Raw genomic sequence first — 16,776 nt, 5'->3', positions numbered from 1 at the left:
TATCCAACCCACCTTCACCCACCTTGTTTACCCTCTACCATTCATGACTTCCGCTGAAATTACTAGCCGCTACCAAAGCGTTATCAGGCGCAGTTTTGCCCGCCATATGGACTTGTTTCTCACGGCTCAATTCCTACGCTCGTCTAACCAGGATTTGTCGCAGGTCAGTGAGCGGGAATACGAGACGTTCCAGGCCACCCCGGAAGACTGGGCTCGCTACCTAGAATCGCACCAGGCAAAAAGCCTAACAAGCTCTTTTGGAAATTCCAGCACCGTACAAGCGTTGGATGAGAACATCAAAAGCTGGTGGAAAAACCTGGGTGATAGCAAAGCGAAATACCGGGATATTCACAGCCGCCGCTTCGGCATTCCTTCCGCCCAATTCAAAGCCTTATTCATCTCGGACTCGGAGCTTGCCTGTGCCTATTGTCAAATCACCGATGCCCAGTTCAAAACCCTTATTGACGCCAGACAAATTCAGACCAAGCGCTTACGGACTAGGGGTTCCACCTTTGAGATTGATTGCCGAGAACCTCACCTAGGCTACACAATAAACAATCTAGCCATCTGCTGTTACTGGTGCAACAACGCCAAGACCGACGAATTCACTGAGGATGAATTTCGACCGGTAGCTGAGGCACTAGGCCGAGTGTGGCAGCAACGCCTTTCCGCTCTTTCGGCTACTTGATAGCTCGGCTTTCCATGTTCTTTGCAACCGCTCCAAAATTGCCTGACCGCCCGGTGTATTCATGGTTAAATGAGCACCCCTAGCTTGTCCGGCATTATACGTGATGATATTGCGGTTGGAGCGCTGTGGCAATGGCCAAGCTGCCGCTTGCCGCGTGGCAACAAGCAGGGCATCTCCTTGCTGCGTCCGGGGGACCAGCACTTCTTTCACGTACTGACAAACCAATTTTTTTGACTCCAGCTCAATTTTTAGCGGGCTAAAGCTGCGGGAATGGTAGGGAAACATTTCTAAACAAGCAACATGCTGGCTAATGTGCTGCAGCGCCTCTGGCAATTTGATCACATTTAGTCGCATGAGCTCAGTAGCAATCGAGTGCAGTTTGGTTTGCCACCACTGCCCCCCTGCCGTCCAAGCAAACTGCGGGTCCAAGAAGAAGAAAGGGAAATCGTCCGACTCGTTCTGCTGCGACAAATTTCGCTTAATAGCCGACGCGTAAGCCGACGAATGCTGTAAAGCATAGTAATCCCCCACAGAAAAGCCCGGGTTAAGCATCAGGATAAATATGGATGCTTTAGATAAATTCCCAATAAATGGCTGAGGCAACAGTCCTAAGTGAAACTGCGTGCAGTCCGTATTACCAAAGTCGGCACTTGTGATAAAATTCTCATAGCTGCGATAAATCAGTGCCCGCCCTGGTTGGTTTGCCAATTGCTTGTCTTCAGGAAGTAGGCGCGGAAAACGAGTAGGCGAAAAGCGCTGCCAAGTGGTAATGAGTGGATGCATTCGGAGATTGAATGACGGTATATTTAAGCAGTGTGTTCCGCCACCAATGGCCAGCGCAGCTGCAGCTGCTGATAAAGCTGACGTGCTGTGTCGGTCGTCTTTTCGGCCAAGCCGGTATGAGCATCCAAGTTGTGAAAGTGGATCTCGTGCTGGCTCAAGGGCCATTTCCCAGTAGCAGTCCGCACGACGTAAACCAACTCAGCTTCGATGCGCTCGGCTACTTGCTTGTTAAACAAGGTTACCTGCTCGTCTTTGCTTGGATGCGCAAGGCCCCTTAAATAGAAGACATAGAGTTGAAGTCCTGTTTCGCCAAGCCATTTGTAACCATGGTAGCCGTTTTTACCTTCCAAATGGCGCATATGCCCCAGATTCAGCCGGCTGCTCATGCGAGTGCAGGTACACCCCACGTAATGCACCCCGGCAGCGTTGACGACCACGTAGATCTTGTACCCTTGGGAGGATGCCCGAGTGCCTTTAAAACCCGATTTCGCGCCAGTGGAGCGATGGGTTACAACTGGAGCATTCTCATTGTCATACGGAGACAAGTCAAACACGTCGGTGCCTGTATCGGGGCAAAATAAATCGAGAGACGAGGTCATGCAGTTTAGATTTTAAGAGCTAGAAATCTAAGTTTCTAATGAGCCGTTAACTCATATTTTTCCTACCCTCCCGTCAAATACCCATACATCCCCTCCTCCACCGGCACCCGCATTGCAAACCGCACCTTGACCACCGGCAGCCCATGCAACGTGGTCTCGACAAATTCCTCCGGCCGCACCTCGCCCATAAAGTAGAAATCCCCGCCCTCCCCGTTGTGCTTCTTCACAAACAAAGGGATGAATAACTCCGGCACTTCGCGCAGGGCCACGATCTCGGGACTCGTCAGCTTCCGCCGCGTCTTGGACATCCAATCGAAAATATGCGGCGATACAAACCCGTCCTCGTAGGCCGTGCTCGACGCAATATCCGCCTCCTTGTGGTAGTTGACAAATAAGGGAAGGGCCCCCTCTTTGAGCTTGTAGCCATACACGGTCGAGCTTTCGTCCTTGTCCCAGTTTAGGATGCGGCAGACGTCGCGCCGCGAGTATTTTTGATATAGGAAAAACCCACAAACTAGCCCGCTCTGCGCGCGAAACTCCTGGTAGCGAGTGCGGGCAAACTGCAGCGCATCTTCCAAAAACTTACGAAACACGCTATTCTTCAACATAGCCGCACACGAGGCCGTGAGCCGAAGCTCGTCATCTCCTTCCACCACGGGCCGGGGGGTGCCCACAAACTCAAAATTGAGGTTGCGAAGGCAAGACCGGTAAGTTGGCGGGGACAACTCCAGCCCGTAAGTAGCCAATATATGCTCTCTTACTTGCGCATAGCTCACCTCTTGCCGCAACAACAAGCCCAGCATCTCCACCTCCTCGATGCGCTTGGCGTTAGCCAGGTGCAGGGAGATGAGCGCTAACAGCTCCGCCTGGGCAGAACTCAACTTCTCCAGATTCTCCTGGCCCGCAACGAACGCGTAGTAGCTCCCCCAGGCTTCCACGTACTGGAAAGGGTCCCGTCCCCCGTGCGCGACGAAATCCCCCATCCAGGGCGGACGCCCGAGCTTGAACCGGAGCAGCTTGTAGTCCCGGACTAGCTCCTTTCTCCCATCTAATTTGGCCTCGTCGATGGCCGCGTAAATCCGCTCCTGGGCGATGCGATCAAAGTTGATGGTCGAGGCGCCCGGCAGCAAACTGCTCCCCGCGGCCAGCAGCTTGCGCAGGTTGTCCTTGTTGTAAGAGGTATCACCAAACAGGGCGATGGGAATCAGGTAGCTCGAGGCGTAGTTGCCGATAAAATCGATGACGGTCAAATACTCCTTGCCGGCCGCCTTGCGCAGGCCCCGCCCGAGTTGCTGCACAAACACGATGGCCGATTGGGTGGGCCGCAGCAAAATCACCTGGTTCAGGCGCGGGATGTCAATGCCCTCGTTGAAGATGTCCACCGTGAACACGTAATGCAGGCGCGTGGCCGGATCATCGCTTTCGAGCTGGGCAATGGCCGCCGCCCGGGTTTCTTCGCTACTGCCGCCGTGCAACGCTAGGGTGCGTAGCCCGGTTTGGTTGAAGGCTTCGCTCAACGCCTGGCTTTCCTCCACCGAGCGGCAGAAGACGAGTCCTCGCACTTGTCCGGAGTCACAGCCGTAAAACGCGGCCCGGTCCAGGATATGGCTTACCCGTTCCTGAGCCAGTAGCTGATTAAACCCCGCTTCCTGCTCTACTACCTGGCCGGCCACGGTCACGTCGGTGACGCCAAAGTACTGGAACGGGCAGAGCATGTCTTCTTCCAGGGCCCGCTGCAGGCAAATCTCGTAGGCAATGTTGTGATCAAACTGCTGGAAGATGTCGTAGCCGTCCGTGCGCTCCGGCGTGGCCGTCATGCCGAGCAGAAACGCCGGGGTGCAATGGGCGAGTAAGCGCTTATACCCGGCCGCCCCGGAACGATGCGTTTCGTCAACGACGATGTAATCGAAGTAGGTTGGCGGGAACAACGCCAGATGCTTGTCCTGCGACAAGGTCTGGATCGTGCAAAACAGAAAGTCGGCGTCAGTCTCCTTTCTCTCCCCCGAATAAATCCCCATTGTTCTACTGCTGCCAAACACGCGCTGGAAGGTGCGCAGGGCCGCTTTGGCAATCGTGGCGCGGTGCACCACAAACAACAAGCGCCGGGGCATTACCTGCCGGGCGTCGAAGGCCGAGAGGTACGTTTTGCCGGTGCCAGTTGCGGAAATCAGCAGCCCCTTGCGCTCGCCGGCCGCGCGCAGCTGGGCAATGCCCGCCAAGGCCTCGACTTGCATGGCGTTGGGGGAAATTACAGCATGTAATTCCACCAAACTCTTAGCCTTACTCAGCAATCGGGCCTGCGCTTGGTACACCTGCTCGTAAGCCAGGATAAAGGCCTCGTCCACGGCTACCCCGGCGGCAAACTCCTGAGCGAACGTGGCCCGCACGTCGCCAATGAGCTCGCCCGCGTTTAAACCGGCCACAAGCAAATTCCACTCTTTGTTGACCCGCAGCGCCCCCGCGGTCAAGTTGCTGCTGCCAATGAGCAGGTTATAGCCGTCACCTTGGTTGAATAGATACCCCTTGGCGTGGAAGTTACCCGTGGTGGCCATCCGCAGCTCGATGTTGGCAAACTGCCGCAGAGCCCGCAGCGCTTCGGGCTGGGTGAAGTTCTGGTACTGCGAGACCAGCACCCGCCCGCGGACTTGCCGTTGCTCGAGCTCCTGCAGCACGTGGAGCAGGGCGGCGATACCGCTCTTGGTGGCGAAGGCTACCGAAAACCAAAACTCAGAGCAGGCATTTAGCTGGCGGTGCACCACGCTGAGCACGGTCTTGCCCTGCGCCTTGTCGTTGCGCACGAGTTGGGGCACGAATTGGTCCTCGGCGGGGGTAGCCGCCTCGAGAAAGCCGCGGTGCAAGCCCGCTGCTAAAAGGTCTACATTCATGCTTGTAGCTTCTCCACCAGGGGCACATCGGCCGCTGCCCAGTCCAGGGTAGACAATTCTTCGGCCCGCAGCCATTTATACGCCTGGTGTTCGTGCAGCACTAATTCTGAATTTAGCGTCGTGCAATGCAGCCCGTGCATGGTAATGATAAAATCGGGGTACTCGTGCTCGACGGTGAGCAGGGGTCCCTCCACCTGAATATCGAGCGCTAGCTCCTCTTTGATTTCCCGGACCAGCGCCTGCTCCTGTGTTTCCCCGGCCTCGACTTTGCCGCCCGGAAATTCCCACTTATAGCCGATGTAGTCGTATTTACTAGCCCCCCGCTGGAGGCACAGAATCTCATCGCCGCGCTGAATAATGGCGGCAACTACTTCGTGGTGTTTTTTCATAAAGGCAGACCGTAACTAGGCAGCGAAGCTAGTGCACGGCAAAGGGACTGTGCTGGGAGAAGGCCCTGAGATCCCCCGAACTAGCCCTAACCCTTCTCGGTTCCAAGCGCACCTAAGATGTTGCCTGGCTAAAAGCTTGAGGACTCGGCTAAGACCACAGCAAGGTGTACCGCCAGTAGTGTTTTAAGGCTGAAAAGCCCTATTGCGGGCAAATAGCTCAACATTTCTTTTACGAGGTTGAAAAATCAATTACATTAGATGCCCTAAAGACATAATCACTTATATCATTCTTTTAATAGTACTAGCAGTTAAGCGAATTGCTACTTACCTAAACATTTTTACAAATTATAGAAATGGCAGCATGCCACTACTGTGGTGCCGCAGGCGCAAGTGAGCGCCGTGAAGTTCAGACCGGTCACTCAAAATATTACGGCAGCCGCAGCACCAGCTCCCGCTACAGTTACAGCATGCGCTCGGTTTGCGGGCCGTGCGCCAAGGAGGTGGACACCTCGTATTGGCGCCAACAAATTAGCAAGCACCGGCTAAGTGTAGCCGGCTTAATCCTGCTAGCGGGCTTCCTCGTGTTCTGCATTTTCGCTCGCTAAATGAAGAACTATTACGATTTACTGGGGGTGTCTCCAACGGCCTCCGAAGCGGAAATAAAACAAGCCTACCGGCGGCTCTCCATCAAGTTTCACCCCGACAAAAATGAGGGCGATGCCTACTTCGAGGAGATGTTCAAGCAAATCAACGAGGCCCAGGAAGTTTTGCTTGACCACACCAAACGAGGCGCCTACAATGCCAAGCTAAATAGCTTTGCGCAACAGCAAGCCCGGGTAGCGAGCGAGCAGGCCAGGCTACGTCGGGAGCGGGAGGAATTGCAACGCAAACAACGGGAACAAGAATTAACCGCTCAGCGCTTGAAGTCTCAGGAAGAAGCGCTTTGGCAACAACGGGCCGCGGCCACCAAACCAGCACCCGTCGTTACCACGCCCGTAACCACCCCGGCGCCCGTGCGCAAACCGCAGCGGCGGAAAGAGTCGCTGTCCGCAAAGGCCAGAAGATGGAAGCGATACAAAATCGCTTGGGGGATGATCAACCTCGGCTTGGCCCTCTACCTGTTTTTTGGCCCCAAGAAACTGCACTACTTCCGACCGCCGGGAACAGATGCGTACGTAGCCGCCGAGAAAGGAATTTTCTTGCGCGAGAAGCCCCAAAGCACGAGCAAGGCCTTGGCCAGCTTACCGGTTTACACCTATCTGAAAGTAGTATCCGACCATGGGCCTGTGGAAAGCTTAGGATTGCGAAAAGCCGCTTGGTACCAAGTCTCCACGGACTCGCTCCAGGGCTGGGTATGGTCTGGATACATCAATCGAATAAAGAAATAACTTTCCCTCTACCCTACCTCTATGCCCAAATTTGTTACTGGAAAAGAATTAGAAGAAGTCGTCTACGATATCCTCTTTGAGGCCAAGCAGAAGCTGCTCTTGGTTTCCCCCTACATCAAACTTGATGACTACTTCCGCAACATCCTCGACCGCCACGCTCATAACCCCGAGTTAGAAATGATTGTGGTCTTTGGCAAAAACGAGGGCAATATCACCCGCAGCGTCAGCCGCGCGGACCTGGAGTACTTCGCTAAGTTTCCGAACGTCACCCTCATCTACGCCCCGACCCTGCACGCCAAGTACTACGGCAACGAGGTAAAAGGCGTCGTTACTTCCATCAACCTTTACGACTACTCCTTTCGCAACAACATCGAGTTTGGGGTTTACAGCGAGAATGCTCCACTGATGGAGAAACTGCTGGAGGCCATGAATAAGAAGAGCTTGGAGGACGAATCCTTCGCGCAAGCCATGACGGTGGCCAACGCGCACGACGTGGTGTTTGCCAAACGTCCCGTATTCAAGATGAAAACCGGGCTGCTTTCTAAACTAGTTGGCGGCAAGGACTACCTAGAGCCCACCGTGGTAGTGGACGTGATGGACGAATTGCTGCACAACCGGCCGTATGCCAAAAGCCTTCTGGCCAATTTGCCCAAAGAAGTAGAGTTTAGCCAAACCCACGCGCAGGTCCGCCCGACGCGCCAAGAGGTAGAAGCAACGCGCCCAACTCTAAATCCGAGCCTTTTTCGAAAAGAGGAGCCTTACACGAGTTCCACTGCTTCGCGGCAGAACGATCGCTTCTCCGCTCCTAGCTCTTCCAACCAAGGTTACTGCATTCGGACCGGTACGGAAATCCCCTTTAACCCGGATCGCCCCTTCAGCTACGAGGCCTATAGAAAATGGGCCGAGTTTGGCAACGATGATTACCCCGAACGGTATTGCCACCGCACGGGTCGGGCCTCCCACGGGGATACGAGCAAACGCAATCCGATTTTGAATCGGTACTAGTCATGGCGCAACTCGAGGCTAGGTACGCCATTGAGGGAGTCGTGCGCTTTCTGTTTTGGTCGGAGCCGCAGCTACTGCTGCCTTGGTCGGGGTTCAACGTTTAGGTGCAGCAGCCTCTATTTCGTCCTGCATCTGCAATGGGGCCTATGTTTAGGCATTCTAACCTCCGCACCTAATGACAACCAGCGCGCATTTCACCGACCTCGCAGCCTTGATTCAATCCACCTTAGCCCCCGCGCACACCAGCCTCGACGTGGCCGTGGCCTGGTTTACGGACCCGGAGCTGTACCATGCGCTGGTGCAAAAGGCGAAAGCCCACGTCCGCGTGACCGTCGTAGTGCGGGCCGATGGGCTCAATTTTCCGGCCCCAGCCGCTGGCAACCTGGACTGGCAGCTACTCTTAGATGCCGGGGGCACCTTGTACGTCTCGCCCCATCATCCCCCGCTGCATCACAAGTTCTGCGTGATTGACGGACAGCGCGTGCTCTCCGGCTCTTACAATTGGACGCGGGCGGCCCGCAGCAACCAGGAAAACGTGTTGGTGTGCGACCAGCCCGAAGTGATCCGCGCCTTTGATCAGGAGTTTAAAGCATTACTAGTCCGCTCCACTAAGGTCACGGACTTGCCGGCGTTGATATCGACGGTGCCCCCCGCGCGGGATAGCGTGAGGCAAGAACAAGAAGTAGCGTCGCAACCGGAAGTGGAAGCTCAAGTGCTCCAAGAAACGCAACTCGAAAAGTCGCAATACGACCAGTTGGAAGACGCAGCCAATGCTGCCTTCTCCCAGCAACAGTACGCCTCTGCCCACGACTTGGCCGAACAAGCCCGCCTAGTAAACCCCACCCAGGCCCGGCCGTACGAAATTCTTGCCGGAATTCATTGGCGCAGCAAGCGCTACGCGGAATGCCTCGCCGTGATCGCCGAAGCCAAAGACGCCGGGGTGGCAAACCCGGTGCTGTGGAACCTGGCAGGGTTGGGTTGTCTTGACCTAGAGCGATTGCAAGACGCTCTCAACTACTTCAACCGCTGCATCGCCCACGAGGCATCAAACTCGATTTGGCACGTCAATAAATGTGCTGCACTGAGAGTGGCGCAACGGTCCATATCGCTACTGAAGGCTGCTTCGGATGGGCGCCAAGCAGTCAGTGCGGAAATTCTCCGCTATAAAGCCGAGAACGACAACGCCCGGCTCCTGCGCGCATACTTAGCTCAGGCCCACTTGCAGATGTCTTATGCCGATCGCCTCTCCAATGCGCAAGCAGCACTGGCCCTATTCGAGCAATCCCCCCCCGAGCAACGTGACCTCCACGACTGGGATGATATTCAGGCCATTTTCGAATTAGGAAGAGGGCAAAGCCAACCATAGTACCATCGTAGTATATTCGCCTTTTTGAAAACCAGCAAGGATTTTCCCTACTCGAATCATCCACTTCTACCCGCAACCCTGCTTTCTTCTACATGGGTAAACTCTACACCCTTCTACTGTTCCTACTCGCGCCCAACCTACAAGCTCACGCCCAAGCCCTAAGCTTGGATCAACTGCTGTACCTGCGCGGCAAGGACGTTGATGCCGTCAACTCCTACCTCTCGCCTAAGGGCTGGGTGTTCCACGATGCCGCCGAAGAATCCCAAAGCCAGTACGGCACCAGCACCTGGGCCCATACCAAGCAATTGTACAGTGGGCGGGCCAAGTCGTTTGTTAAGTTACTAGCGGCCGAAGGCTACTACAGTCAGGTTTCCTATCAGACGTCATCCAAGGTCTACTACGAAGCCATTCGCGCAAAAATACTGGCTTACAAAATGGTAAAAGTATCCGCCGTGGCCAAGGATGGTTACATCACGACGGTTTACCTGGGATCGAACTACCAGGTGGAAACGCGTTTGTCCACGGATTCCGACACTTCCCTCCCAGTATACAGCGTGCACGTAGCCAAAAAACTGCCACAAGGGTTCATGCCGGCGCCTCCGGAATCCACCGCCGAGGAAGAAACCGAAACAGAAGAAGAAACCGTATCGGAAGTCCAGCCAACCCTGGATCTGGCTGAATCTTCGCTGGCCAGTGAGGAAGTGTTAATGGATTCCCAAGTCCAGCACTACAAGTAGCTCGTCACCGGCACCCACGCGGCGGAGCCCCCAGCGTAGGACTTTATCTTCCTAGCCGAAGTAATCGGCTCTGCGAGTGAATTAATTACGAATGTGGATACCCCTAGCACGACCTATCGCCGACTAGACTCCGGAGACCGCGTGTTTGTCTTGAGCCGGCTGCTGGACGAAAACCACCGCTACTACCTCGTGTACGCGGGCGGCTATTACGGATACGTCGACAGCAACAGCCTCAAACGGTTCAGCCTGTAGCCCGCTTTTACTGGACCCGACGGGCCGTCAAAGCCGGCAAACAATTACATAAGCCCTTCCTCCCGTGGCTGTTTCTTCCCCCGGCATGGCCGCTTTTGTGTCCACCTTGGCCCTGCTAGTGCCGGTAATCTTAACAGCGCTGCTGGTTTGGAAGCTGGTTCCGTTTCGTTGGCTCAAGAGCGGGCTCATTACCTTCTGCGGAGCCTTCTGCGTATGGCAGCTGTACTATTGTTGGGAAGACGCGACGGGGCGGGCGGCGGAGCGCCACTACCAGCAGGTCAAGCAGGTGTTGGCGACTCCCCGGATGTGGATCGATAGCAGCCGCCTCAACGGGGAGCAGTCCATCATCGCCTTGTCGCTGCTGGGGGAAGGCCTGGTTAACTATTCGGTTCGCTTTCCAGCGCAGCGGGACGAAGCCCGGCAACTGACGGAAAACGCGCTGCTGGCCTTGATCAGCCCGGAAGGCTGCCCCTTCGAAAACATTCGCGACACCGTTGCCTGGCGCCGGCGGGATGACAACTTGTACCTGAGTCATTTGAATCTGCTGCTGGGTAGTTACACACAGCAGCTCAGGGCCGACCAAGCCAATCCTTACACCCAGCTCCACGCGCAGCTTTCCCGCCACTTAGCGGCCCGGTTGCAGGCCGCCCCCACCCGAAATGCTCCTTCCTACGGCACCACGCCCGACTCACTGTGGGTGGCCGATAATGCCGTGACCCTGCAGAGCCTCTTCCTGCGCGACGCCCTCTGCTCCACGGCGGGATCGGCTTCCTTGCAGCGACAGTGGATCCACTTTATCGACTCTACCGGCTCCACTGCCAAGGGCCTTCCCTTTTCGGAGCTGACCCGCCGACGCCCGCCCCGGGGGTGCGCCAATGCCTGGATTGGCAAATACGCCGCCGCGTATGCTCCGGCTTTTTCTGCCGACTTGTGGAAAAAACACAAGCAGGACTTTAAGTACAATCTCGGGGTAGCCAGTTTGTTCCGGGAATACCCTCCTGGGTACGATTTGCCCGCCGACTACGACTCCGGCCCCATGGTGCTCGGAGTAGGCGCCTCGGCCACCGGACTCGCCTTGGTAGGCGCGAAATACCAAGCCGACTATTACACCTATTACCAGCTAATCAACAGCATCAAAGTCGCCGAACTAGCCGCCAGGATGCTCACTTACTGCTCGCACAACGACGAGTGGACCCAGGCCAGTGGCGGCTGGCTGTCGCAGGCCATCCAGTTTAGTGCGACCGCCCGCATTTAGATTTATCGCTTCTACACTTTGGGGCAAAAGTCTACCTGAGCAATTCCCGAAAAGTGGTCACTTAAGCTAACAATCCACGATTGGGCTTCTGACCAAAAAAGTTCAGTTTGACAAATCTCATGTGGACGCCCAAGAGCGAATAAGATGAAGTAAACAGACCTGCCCCACCAAAAAGCGTCTGCAATAATTGCTTAAGTATTGTCCGTCGTAAATCCATAAATCTGGCCCCTTTGGACTACTTCATTGTACCGACCGCGGACGGTCGTAATACCGCTCAGTTAGCTTGCCTCGAGGATGGGGCCTTGAAACGCTTGGCACCTTTGGGAATGCCCTTTGGCGCCCTGACGGCCGTCAGCAACGGCTACGCGGTATCCTTGCCAACAAAGCGGGCAAACCACTCACGCGTGAGCCGCGCCATACTCAATGAAGAAGGCGTTCCTACTCGCCTACCCGACCTGGCGCTGCCCCCGCACCTGGTCACCCGTGGACTAGCGCTGCACGGTCCTTTTCTATACGTCGGCGGAGACTTTGACGAACGTGGACGGCCAGCAGTAGAAGTCAGGCCCGCCGCCGGTCGCTTCGACTTGCGGGTCGAGCAGCCAACCTGGGAGCCGCTGGAGTTGCCCATCCCGCCGGCCGCCGGCAAAGCCATCGACGACGTGCTGGTCGAGGGCGACGAACTCATCCTGGTTGACAACATTTTATTCCCCAAATACCTGTTCGTTTACCGCTTAGCGGCAGGGAACGCCCTGCCCCATTCCCCGCGCGTTATCGAACTGCCGTTCGCGCGGGTAAACGAACACATTCACAAGGGCCAAGTAAGCCCTGATTATGTGGCCTTGTACTCTACCAGCACGGGCATGGGCGGCACCGGGACCTACGTTTCGGTGCTGCGCCGCGGGGAGTACTCCCCCTGCTTGGAAGTAGCTTACGAAGAGGCCGCCGAGGAGTCGTGGACGCCCTGGACGCTTGCTTCGGGTACGGAGTTCCGATCGCTCCCTTTTGATATCGCGCTGCACGACCACACGCTCGTAATCGCCTGCCCGCAGGCCTTAGCCTGCATCGACTTGCGGGCCGTTGAGACAGCCGCCCTACCCGGTCCCCTTGATTCCCCGCACGCTACGATACCACCGAGCGAATTCCTGAGAATAGACCTGCGCGATGCCACTCCTGTGTCCGGGCTGCGCTGGCTGGACTTAGGGCCCGAGGAGGACCCCGACGCGGTACAGTTTGTGGGCCCCAACCGGCTGCTGCTTACTACTTCCGATAAGCAGGCAACGCAACAGGCTTGGCTGAAAGCAATTTGATTGCTAGCCCAGCCTAGATAGGCTTGCCCCGCGGCCTAGGGCTGCCCCCTGCTCCAATGCCCAAAGGGTGCCGCATCCACCTTACTGGCTAAAAAAGATTTTTTTGGACTTGCCCACGGCGTACCGAGCCCGGTACCTTTAACCTAAAATATTAAAATCGTAAAATTTTTAATACATAAATCTTCATATACTACACTTTCTTCAGTTCATGTTAAATCATCTACCTACTCTTTCCTGGACGCGCCTATTCCGACGCTGCCAGGCGCTGCTGCTCTTGCTGGCCCTGCTGAGCGGGGCGGCCACCACAGCCTTCGCGCAAGGTACGGCTCCCCCGGAGTGCGCGGCCGATGAGAAGTTTGCCAACACCTGGTACTTTGGTTTCAAGGCGGGGCTGGACTTCAACCAGGCCTCTAATGACTCCCTGCCCAAGGTGCTCACGAACGGGGCGATGGACGCTCCCGCCGGCTCGGGGGTGATGTCGGATAAGGACGGCAACATTCTCTTTTACAGCAACGGCGAAACCGTGTGGAACGGCGACGGCACCGTGATGACCAACGGCACGGGGCTGGCGGGCAGCCGCTTCACCACCGACGGCCCCCTGCCCATCAAGTTGCCGGGCCTACCGCTGCCGGGCCAACCGACGCGCTACCTGCTTTTCACCCTGAATAGCACCGTGGGCCTGAGCTACTCGGAAATAGAGATTCCCGCGGGCGGAGGGCTGGGCACCGTCATCGCCGCCACCAAAAACACGCCCCTGGCCCGCGGCACGGCGGAGAAGCTAACGGCCGTCTTCCACAAAAACAGCTGCGATACCTGGGTTATCGCGCACGGCTGGGGCGATGCCAAAACCGGCAACGACAACCGGGGCGATGCCTTTCTGGCCTACCGCGTGCGGCTATCAGCCGGCTATGTAGGTCCGGTCGTCATTGACGTGCCCATTATCTCAACCGTCGGCAGCCTGCACGCGCCGAGCGTGGCGGCCCTGGGCTACAAAGGCCAGATGAAGGTAACCCCCGACGGCCAACGGCTGGCCCTGGCCCGCTACAGCGAAGCGGTGGGCGACAGCAGCAGCACCGTCGAGCTGTTTGGGTTCGATACCGGCACGGGTAATGTATCCGTCAATCCACAAGTTCCGTTCGTGGTGGACAGCGGCGAAGGCAAATACTACGGGGTGAGTTTTTCGCCCGGTAGCTACCTCTACGCCACGGTGCGCAACGCGCCCAAGCTGTTGCAATTCGACATCAGCGGCACCGGCCCGGTAAACAGGGAAGTCATCCCGCTTAAGACAGCCGCTGACCTGGGCTCCATGCAGGCCGCGCCCGATGGCAAGATTTACGTGGCCCGCGACAATCAGCCCGCGCTGGGCTTTATTTCCTACCCGGACTCGCTGGGGGCCAAGGTCGGCTATGCCGAGGACAGCCTGCAGCTGCGTGGCGGCCTGAGTGGCCTGGGCCTGGTCAACTTCAACCAAAGCTCGCTGCTGCGCGTGGGACCTAGCGCGCAGATTACCGGGTGCCGGCAAATCACATTCCGGGCCCCGCCCATCGACTTTGATAATAAGCAGTATCTCTGGACGTTCGGCGATGGCACTACCTCCACCCAAGAGAATCCAGTTCATATTTATGCGACGCCCGGTAACTACACCGTGACGCTGCGCGTCACGGCCGACTGTTTTTGCCGTGAAAGCTCGGGCGGTATTCTGGTGCCGAATTCACCGATTCCGGGTAGCATTGCCGGCCCGCAGACGCTGTGCGCCGGCCAAGCGCCGGCCCTTCTCACCAGTGCCGCTGACGCTTCGAGCGATGGCGGTCTGCCGCTCGTGTACCAGTGGGAAACGTCGATGGATAACGCTACGTGGACCAACGCCCCCGGAGCCGCCACTGGGCCAACCTACCAGCCCGCGGCGAACCTGCCGGCCGGCACAACCTATTTCCGCCGGCGCGTTCAGCCGCTGCTGCCGGACCTGTCGGGCCCTTATTGCACACCCACCATCACTGCCTCGGCAGCCATCACCGTCCTCCCGGCCGTAACGGCCGGCACCATTGCTGCTGACCAAACTGTGTGCGCCGGAAGTATCGCTGCGCCGCTCACGAGTACAGTACCAGCTACAGGTGGAACGGGCACATTTGCCTATCAGTGGGAATCTTCAGCAGATAACAACAACTGGGTTGCCATCCCCGGTGCTACCGGAGCCGACTACACCCCCGGCCAGCTAACGGCCACCACGTACTTCCGCCGCCAGGTACTCTTCGGCACCTGCCCCGGTCCGCCTTCTAATACCGTAACAATAACCGTGGTGCCCGCGCTGACCCCCGGCAGCATTGCCGCAAACCAAACTCTTTGCGCTGGCATAGCTGCTTCTCCCCTCACCAGCGAAACTCCAGCCACGGGCGGCACGGGCAGCATCGACTACCAGTGGGAAACTTCATCTGATAACAGCACCTGGACGGCCATCGGTGGAGCCACCGGACCAACTTATGCGCCGGGCCAGTTGAATGCGACCACCTATTTACGGCGTCGAGCGAGCTCGGGTACTGCCTGCCAACCAGTCTTTTCCAATGTCGTCGCCATTACCGTGGCCCCAGCCCTAACGGCGGGCACCATTGGGGCTAACCAAACAGTATGTGTTGGAAGTCCCGCCGCACCGCTCACGAGCACGGCCGCGGCCACGGGCGGCACCGGTGCGTTTGCGTATCAATGGGAATTTTCACCCGATAACAGCACGTGGACGGCCATCGTCGGCGCTACGGGAGAAGCTTTTTCGCCCGGCGCGCTCACGATCACCTCTTACTTCCGGCGCCGGGCTACTTCGGGACCCTGCGGGCCGGAGTACTCGCCGTCCGTTGCCGTGACGGTGTTGCCAGTGCTGACGGCCGGCGCCATCGCGGCCAACCAAACCATCTGCGCAGGCACTGCGCCGGCCCCGCTCACCAGCACCAGCGAGGCCGGCGGCTCGGCCAATATCAGTTACCAGTGGGAATCCTCGCCGGACAATAATGCCTGGACGGCCATCGCCGGGGCCAACGGCGCGACGTATGCGCCGAGCTCGCTGACGGCGACCGCCTATTTCCGCCGGCAGGCCAGCTCGGGCACCGCCTGTGGCCCGGTCTTTTCCAATGTCGTCTCCATTACCGTGACGCCCGCCTTGGCGGCCGGTACCATTGCCGCTGATCAAACCGTGTGCGCGGGTAGTCCCGCCGCACCGCTCACCAGCACTACACCCGCCACCGGCGGTGCGGGCCCGTATGCCTACCAGTGGGAAGCTTCGGCAGACAACGCCACCTGGACGGCCATTGCCGGTGCCACCAGCTCCGACTACGCGCCCGGCTCGCCCTCGGCCACCACCTACTTCCGCCGCCAGGTGAGCGCGGGTGGCTGTTCCGCCACGTCTACCGCGATCACCGTGGTGGTGAACCCCCGGCCGGTTACGCCGACGCTGAGTGCCCAGTACAATGGCACGACCACCACGCTTACTTCCAGCGCCACCACGGGCAACCAATTCTATCAGAACGGGGTGGCCATTGTGGGCGCTACGGCGCAGACGTATGTGCTAACCGGGACGACGACGCAACTCGGCGCCTATACGGTGGTCACCACCAATGCCGCGGGCTGCGCCTCTTCGGCCTCGGCCCCGATCACGGTAACGTCCAGCGTCAAGCCGCTGGCCGGCACTAGCCTGAGCGTGTATCCCAACCCGACGCCGGACGGCCATCTGCGGGTCGAGCTGACGGGCTACCGCCAGCCCGTGGCGCTGACCGTGCTCAACACGCTGGGGCAAATGGTGTACACCGCCACGGTGCCTGCTGCCGCGGGCACCACGACCCAGGCCGTAAACCTGACTCGTTTGCCGGCAGGAGTCTATATTCTGCAGGCTAAAACCGCAGGGGGGTTGGACACCCGCCGCGTCGTCAAAGAATAGCGCTGGCAGCAGTTCCTCTTTCAAAAAAGGAACTTCCCGAAGTAGTACGTCTCGGAAGCCCCAGCCATGCTGGGGCTTCTTGCGTTACCAGGCGAGCATTAGTGCCCTTCCTTTTGTGGCGAGTCGCTGCAATTACTACGCTACCTGTTTACCCATCCAATTGCTTCTTTGCGCTGCACGATGGCGTGTGTCAAAACCAAGCG

13 protein-coding genes are annotated in these 16,776 nt (G+C 57.6%); 9 read left to right on the top strand and 4 right to left on the bottom strand.

The window, feature by feature from the left end; genetic code table 11:
* The first annotated feature begins 43 nt into the window (after positions 1-43).
* The gene (locus BMZ66_RS12385; RefSeq protein ID WP_092673474.1) at positions 44-688 is read left to right on the top strand and encodes a hypothetical protein; all 645 of its coding nucleotides are present in this window, start codon (positions 44-46) and stop codon (positions 686-688) included.
* Here the strand turns inward: BMZ66_RS12385 and BMZ66_RS12380 are convergent.
* The 4 genes from BMZ66_RS12380 to BMZ66_RS12365 all read right to left on the bottom strand — a co-directional run bounded on the left by BMZ66_RS12380 (position 641) and on the right by BMZ66_RS12365 (position 5,344).
* A complete protein-coding gene (locus BMZ66_RS12380; protein WP_143080181.1) occupies positions 641-1,471 on the bottom strand; it encodes a hypothetical protein in 831 nt (276 codons plus the stop codon). The genes BMZ66_RS12385 and BMZ66_RS12380 overlap by 48 nt on opposite strands.
* A 23-nt stretch (positions 1,472-1,494) precedes the next feature.
* Positions 1,495-2,070, bottom strand: coding sequence for a hypothetical protein (locus BMZ66_RS12375; protein ID WP_092673469.1), 576 nt, complete (start codon positions 2,068-2,070; stop codon positions 1,495-1,497).
* Positions 2,071-2,132: 62 nt separating this feature from the next.
* Positions 2,133-4,955 carry a DEAD/DEAH box helicase gene (locus BMZ66_RS12370; protein WP_092673466.1) on the bottom strand — a complete coding sequence of 941 codons (2,823 nt, stop codon included), beginning with the start codon at positions 4,953-4,955 and terminating at the stop codon, positions 2,133-2,135.
* Positions 4,952-5,344, bottom strand: coding sequence for a (deoxy)nucleoside triphosphate pyrophosphohydrolase (locus BMZ66_RS12365; protein ID WP_092673463.1), 393 nt, complete (start codon positions 5,342-5,344; stop codon positions 4,952-4,954). The genes BMZ66_RS12370 and BMZ66_RS12365 overlap by 4 nt, the downstream gene beginning before the upstream one ends.
* Before the next feature lie 605 nt (positions 5,345-5,949).
* Here BMZ66_RS12365 and BMZ66_RS12360 point away from each other — a divergent pair.
* From BMZ66_RS12360 to BMZ66_RS12330, 8 genes are all read left to right on the top strand, one after another.
* On the top strand, positions 5,950-6,732 hold the full coding sequence (locus BMZ66_RS12360; RefSeq protein WP_092673460.1) for an SH3 domain-containing protein: 783 nt from the start codon (positions 5,950-5,952) through the stop codon (positions 6,730-6,732).
* A 21-nt stretch (positions 6,733-6,753) separates the two neighbouring features.
* Positions 6,754-7,737: a phospholipase D family protein gene (locus tag BMZ66_RS12355; protein WP_092673457.1), complete on the top strand. Its 984-nt coding sequence runs from the start codon at positions 6,754-6,756 to the stop codon at positions 7,735-7,737.
* Positions 7,738-7,912: 175 nt separating this feature from the next.
* A complete protein-coding gene (locus BMZ66_RS12350; RefSeq protein ID WP_092673454.1) occupies positions 7,913-9,103 on the top strand; it encodes a phospholipase D-like domain-containing protein in 1,191 nt (396 codons plus the stop codon).
* 92 nt (positions 9,104-9,195) lie between these two features.
* Positions 9,196-9,840 (top strand): hypothetical protein, encoded by a 645-nt coding sequence (locus BMZ66_RS12345; RefSeq protein ID WP_092673451.1) that lies wholly within the window; start codon positions 9,196-9,198, stop codon positions 9,838-9,840.
* A 93-nt stretch (positions 9,841-9,933) separates the two neighbouring features.
* Positions 9,934-10,092, top strand: a complete 159-nt coding sequence (locus BMZ66_RS25535; RefSeq protein ID WP_177204706.1) for a hypothetical protein — start codon at positions 9,934-9,936, stop codon at positions 10,090-10,092.
* 64 nt (positions 10,093-10,156) lie between these two features.
* The gene (locus tag BMZ66_RS12340; RefSeq protein WP_143080180.1) at positions 10,157-11,347 is read left to right on the top strand and encodes a hypothetical protein; all 1,191 of its coding nucleotides are present in this window, start codon (positions 10,157-10,159) and stop codon (positions 11,345-11,347) included.
* A gap of 404 nt (positions 11,348-11,751) precedes the next feature.
* Positions 11,752-12,654, top strand: coding sequence for a hypothetical protein (locus BMZ66_RS12335; RefSeq protein WP_143080179.1), 903 nt, complete (start codon positions 11,752-11,754; stop codon positions 12,652-12,654).
* A 208-nt stretch (positions 12,655-12,862) separates the two neighbouring features.
* On the top strand, positions 12,863-16,573 hold the full coding sequence (locus BMZ66_RS12330; protein WP_092673442.1) for a DUF8696 domain-containing protein: 3,711 nt from the start codon (positions 12,863-12,865) through the stop codon (positions 16,571-16,573).
* Positions 16,574-16,776 lie beyond the last annotated feature (203 nt).

Source organism: Hymenobacter arizonensis, assembly GCF_900115775.1.
Lineage (GTDB): Bacteria > Bacteroidota > Bacteroidia > Cytophagales > Hymenobacteraceae > Hymenobacter > Hymenobacter arizonensis.
The sequence above is the reverse complement of the archived record's forward strand: the minus strand, read 5'-3'. Positions and strand labels throughout refer to the sequence as shown.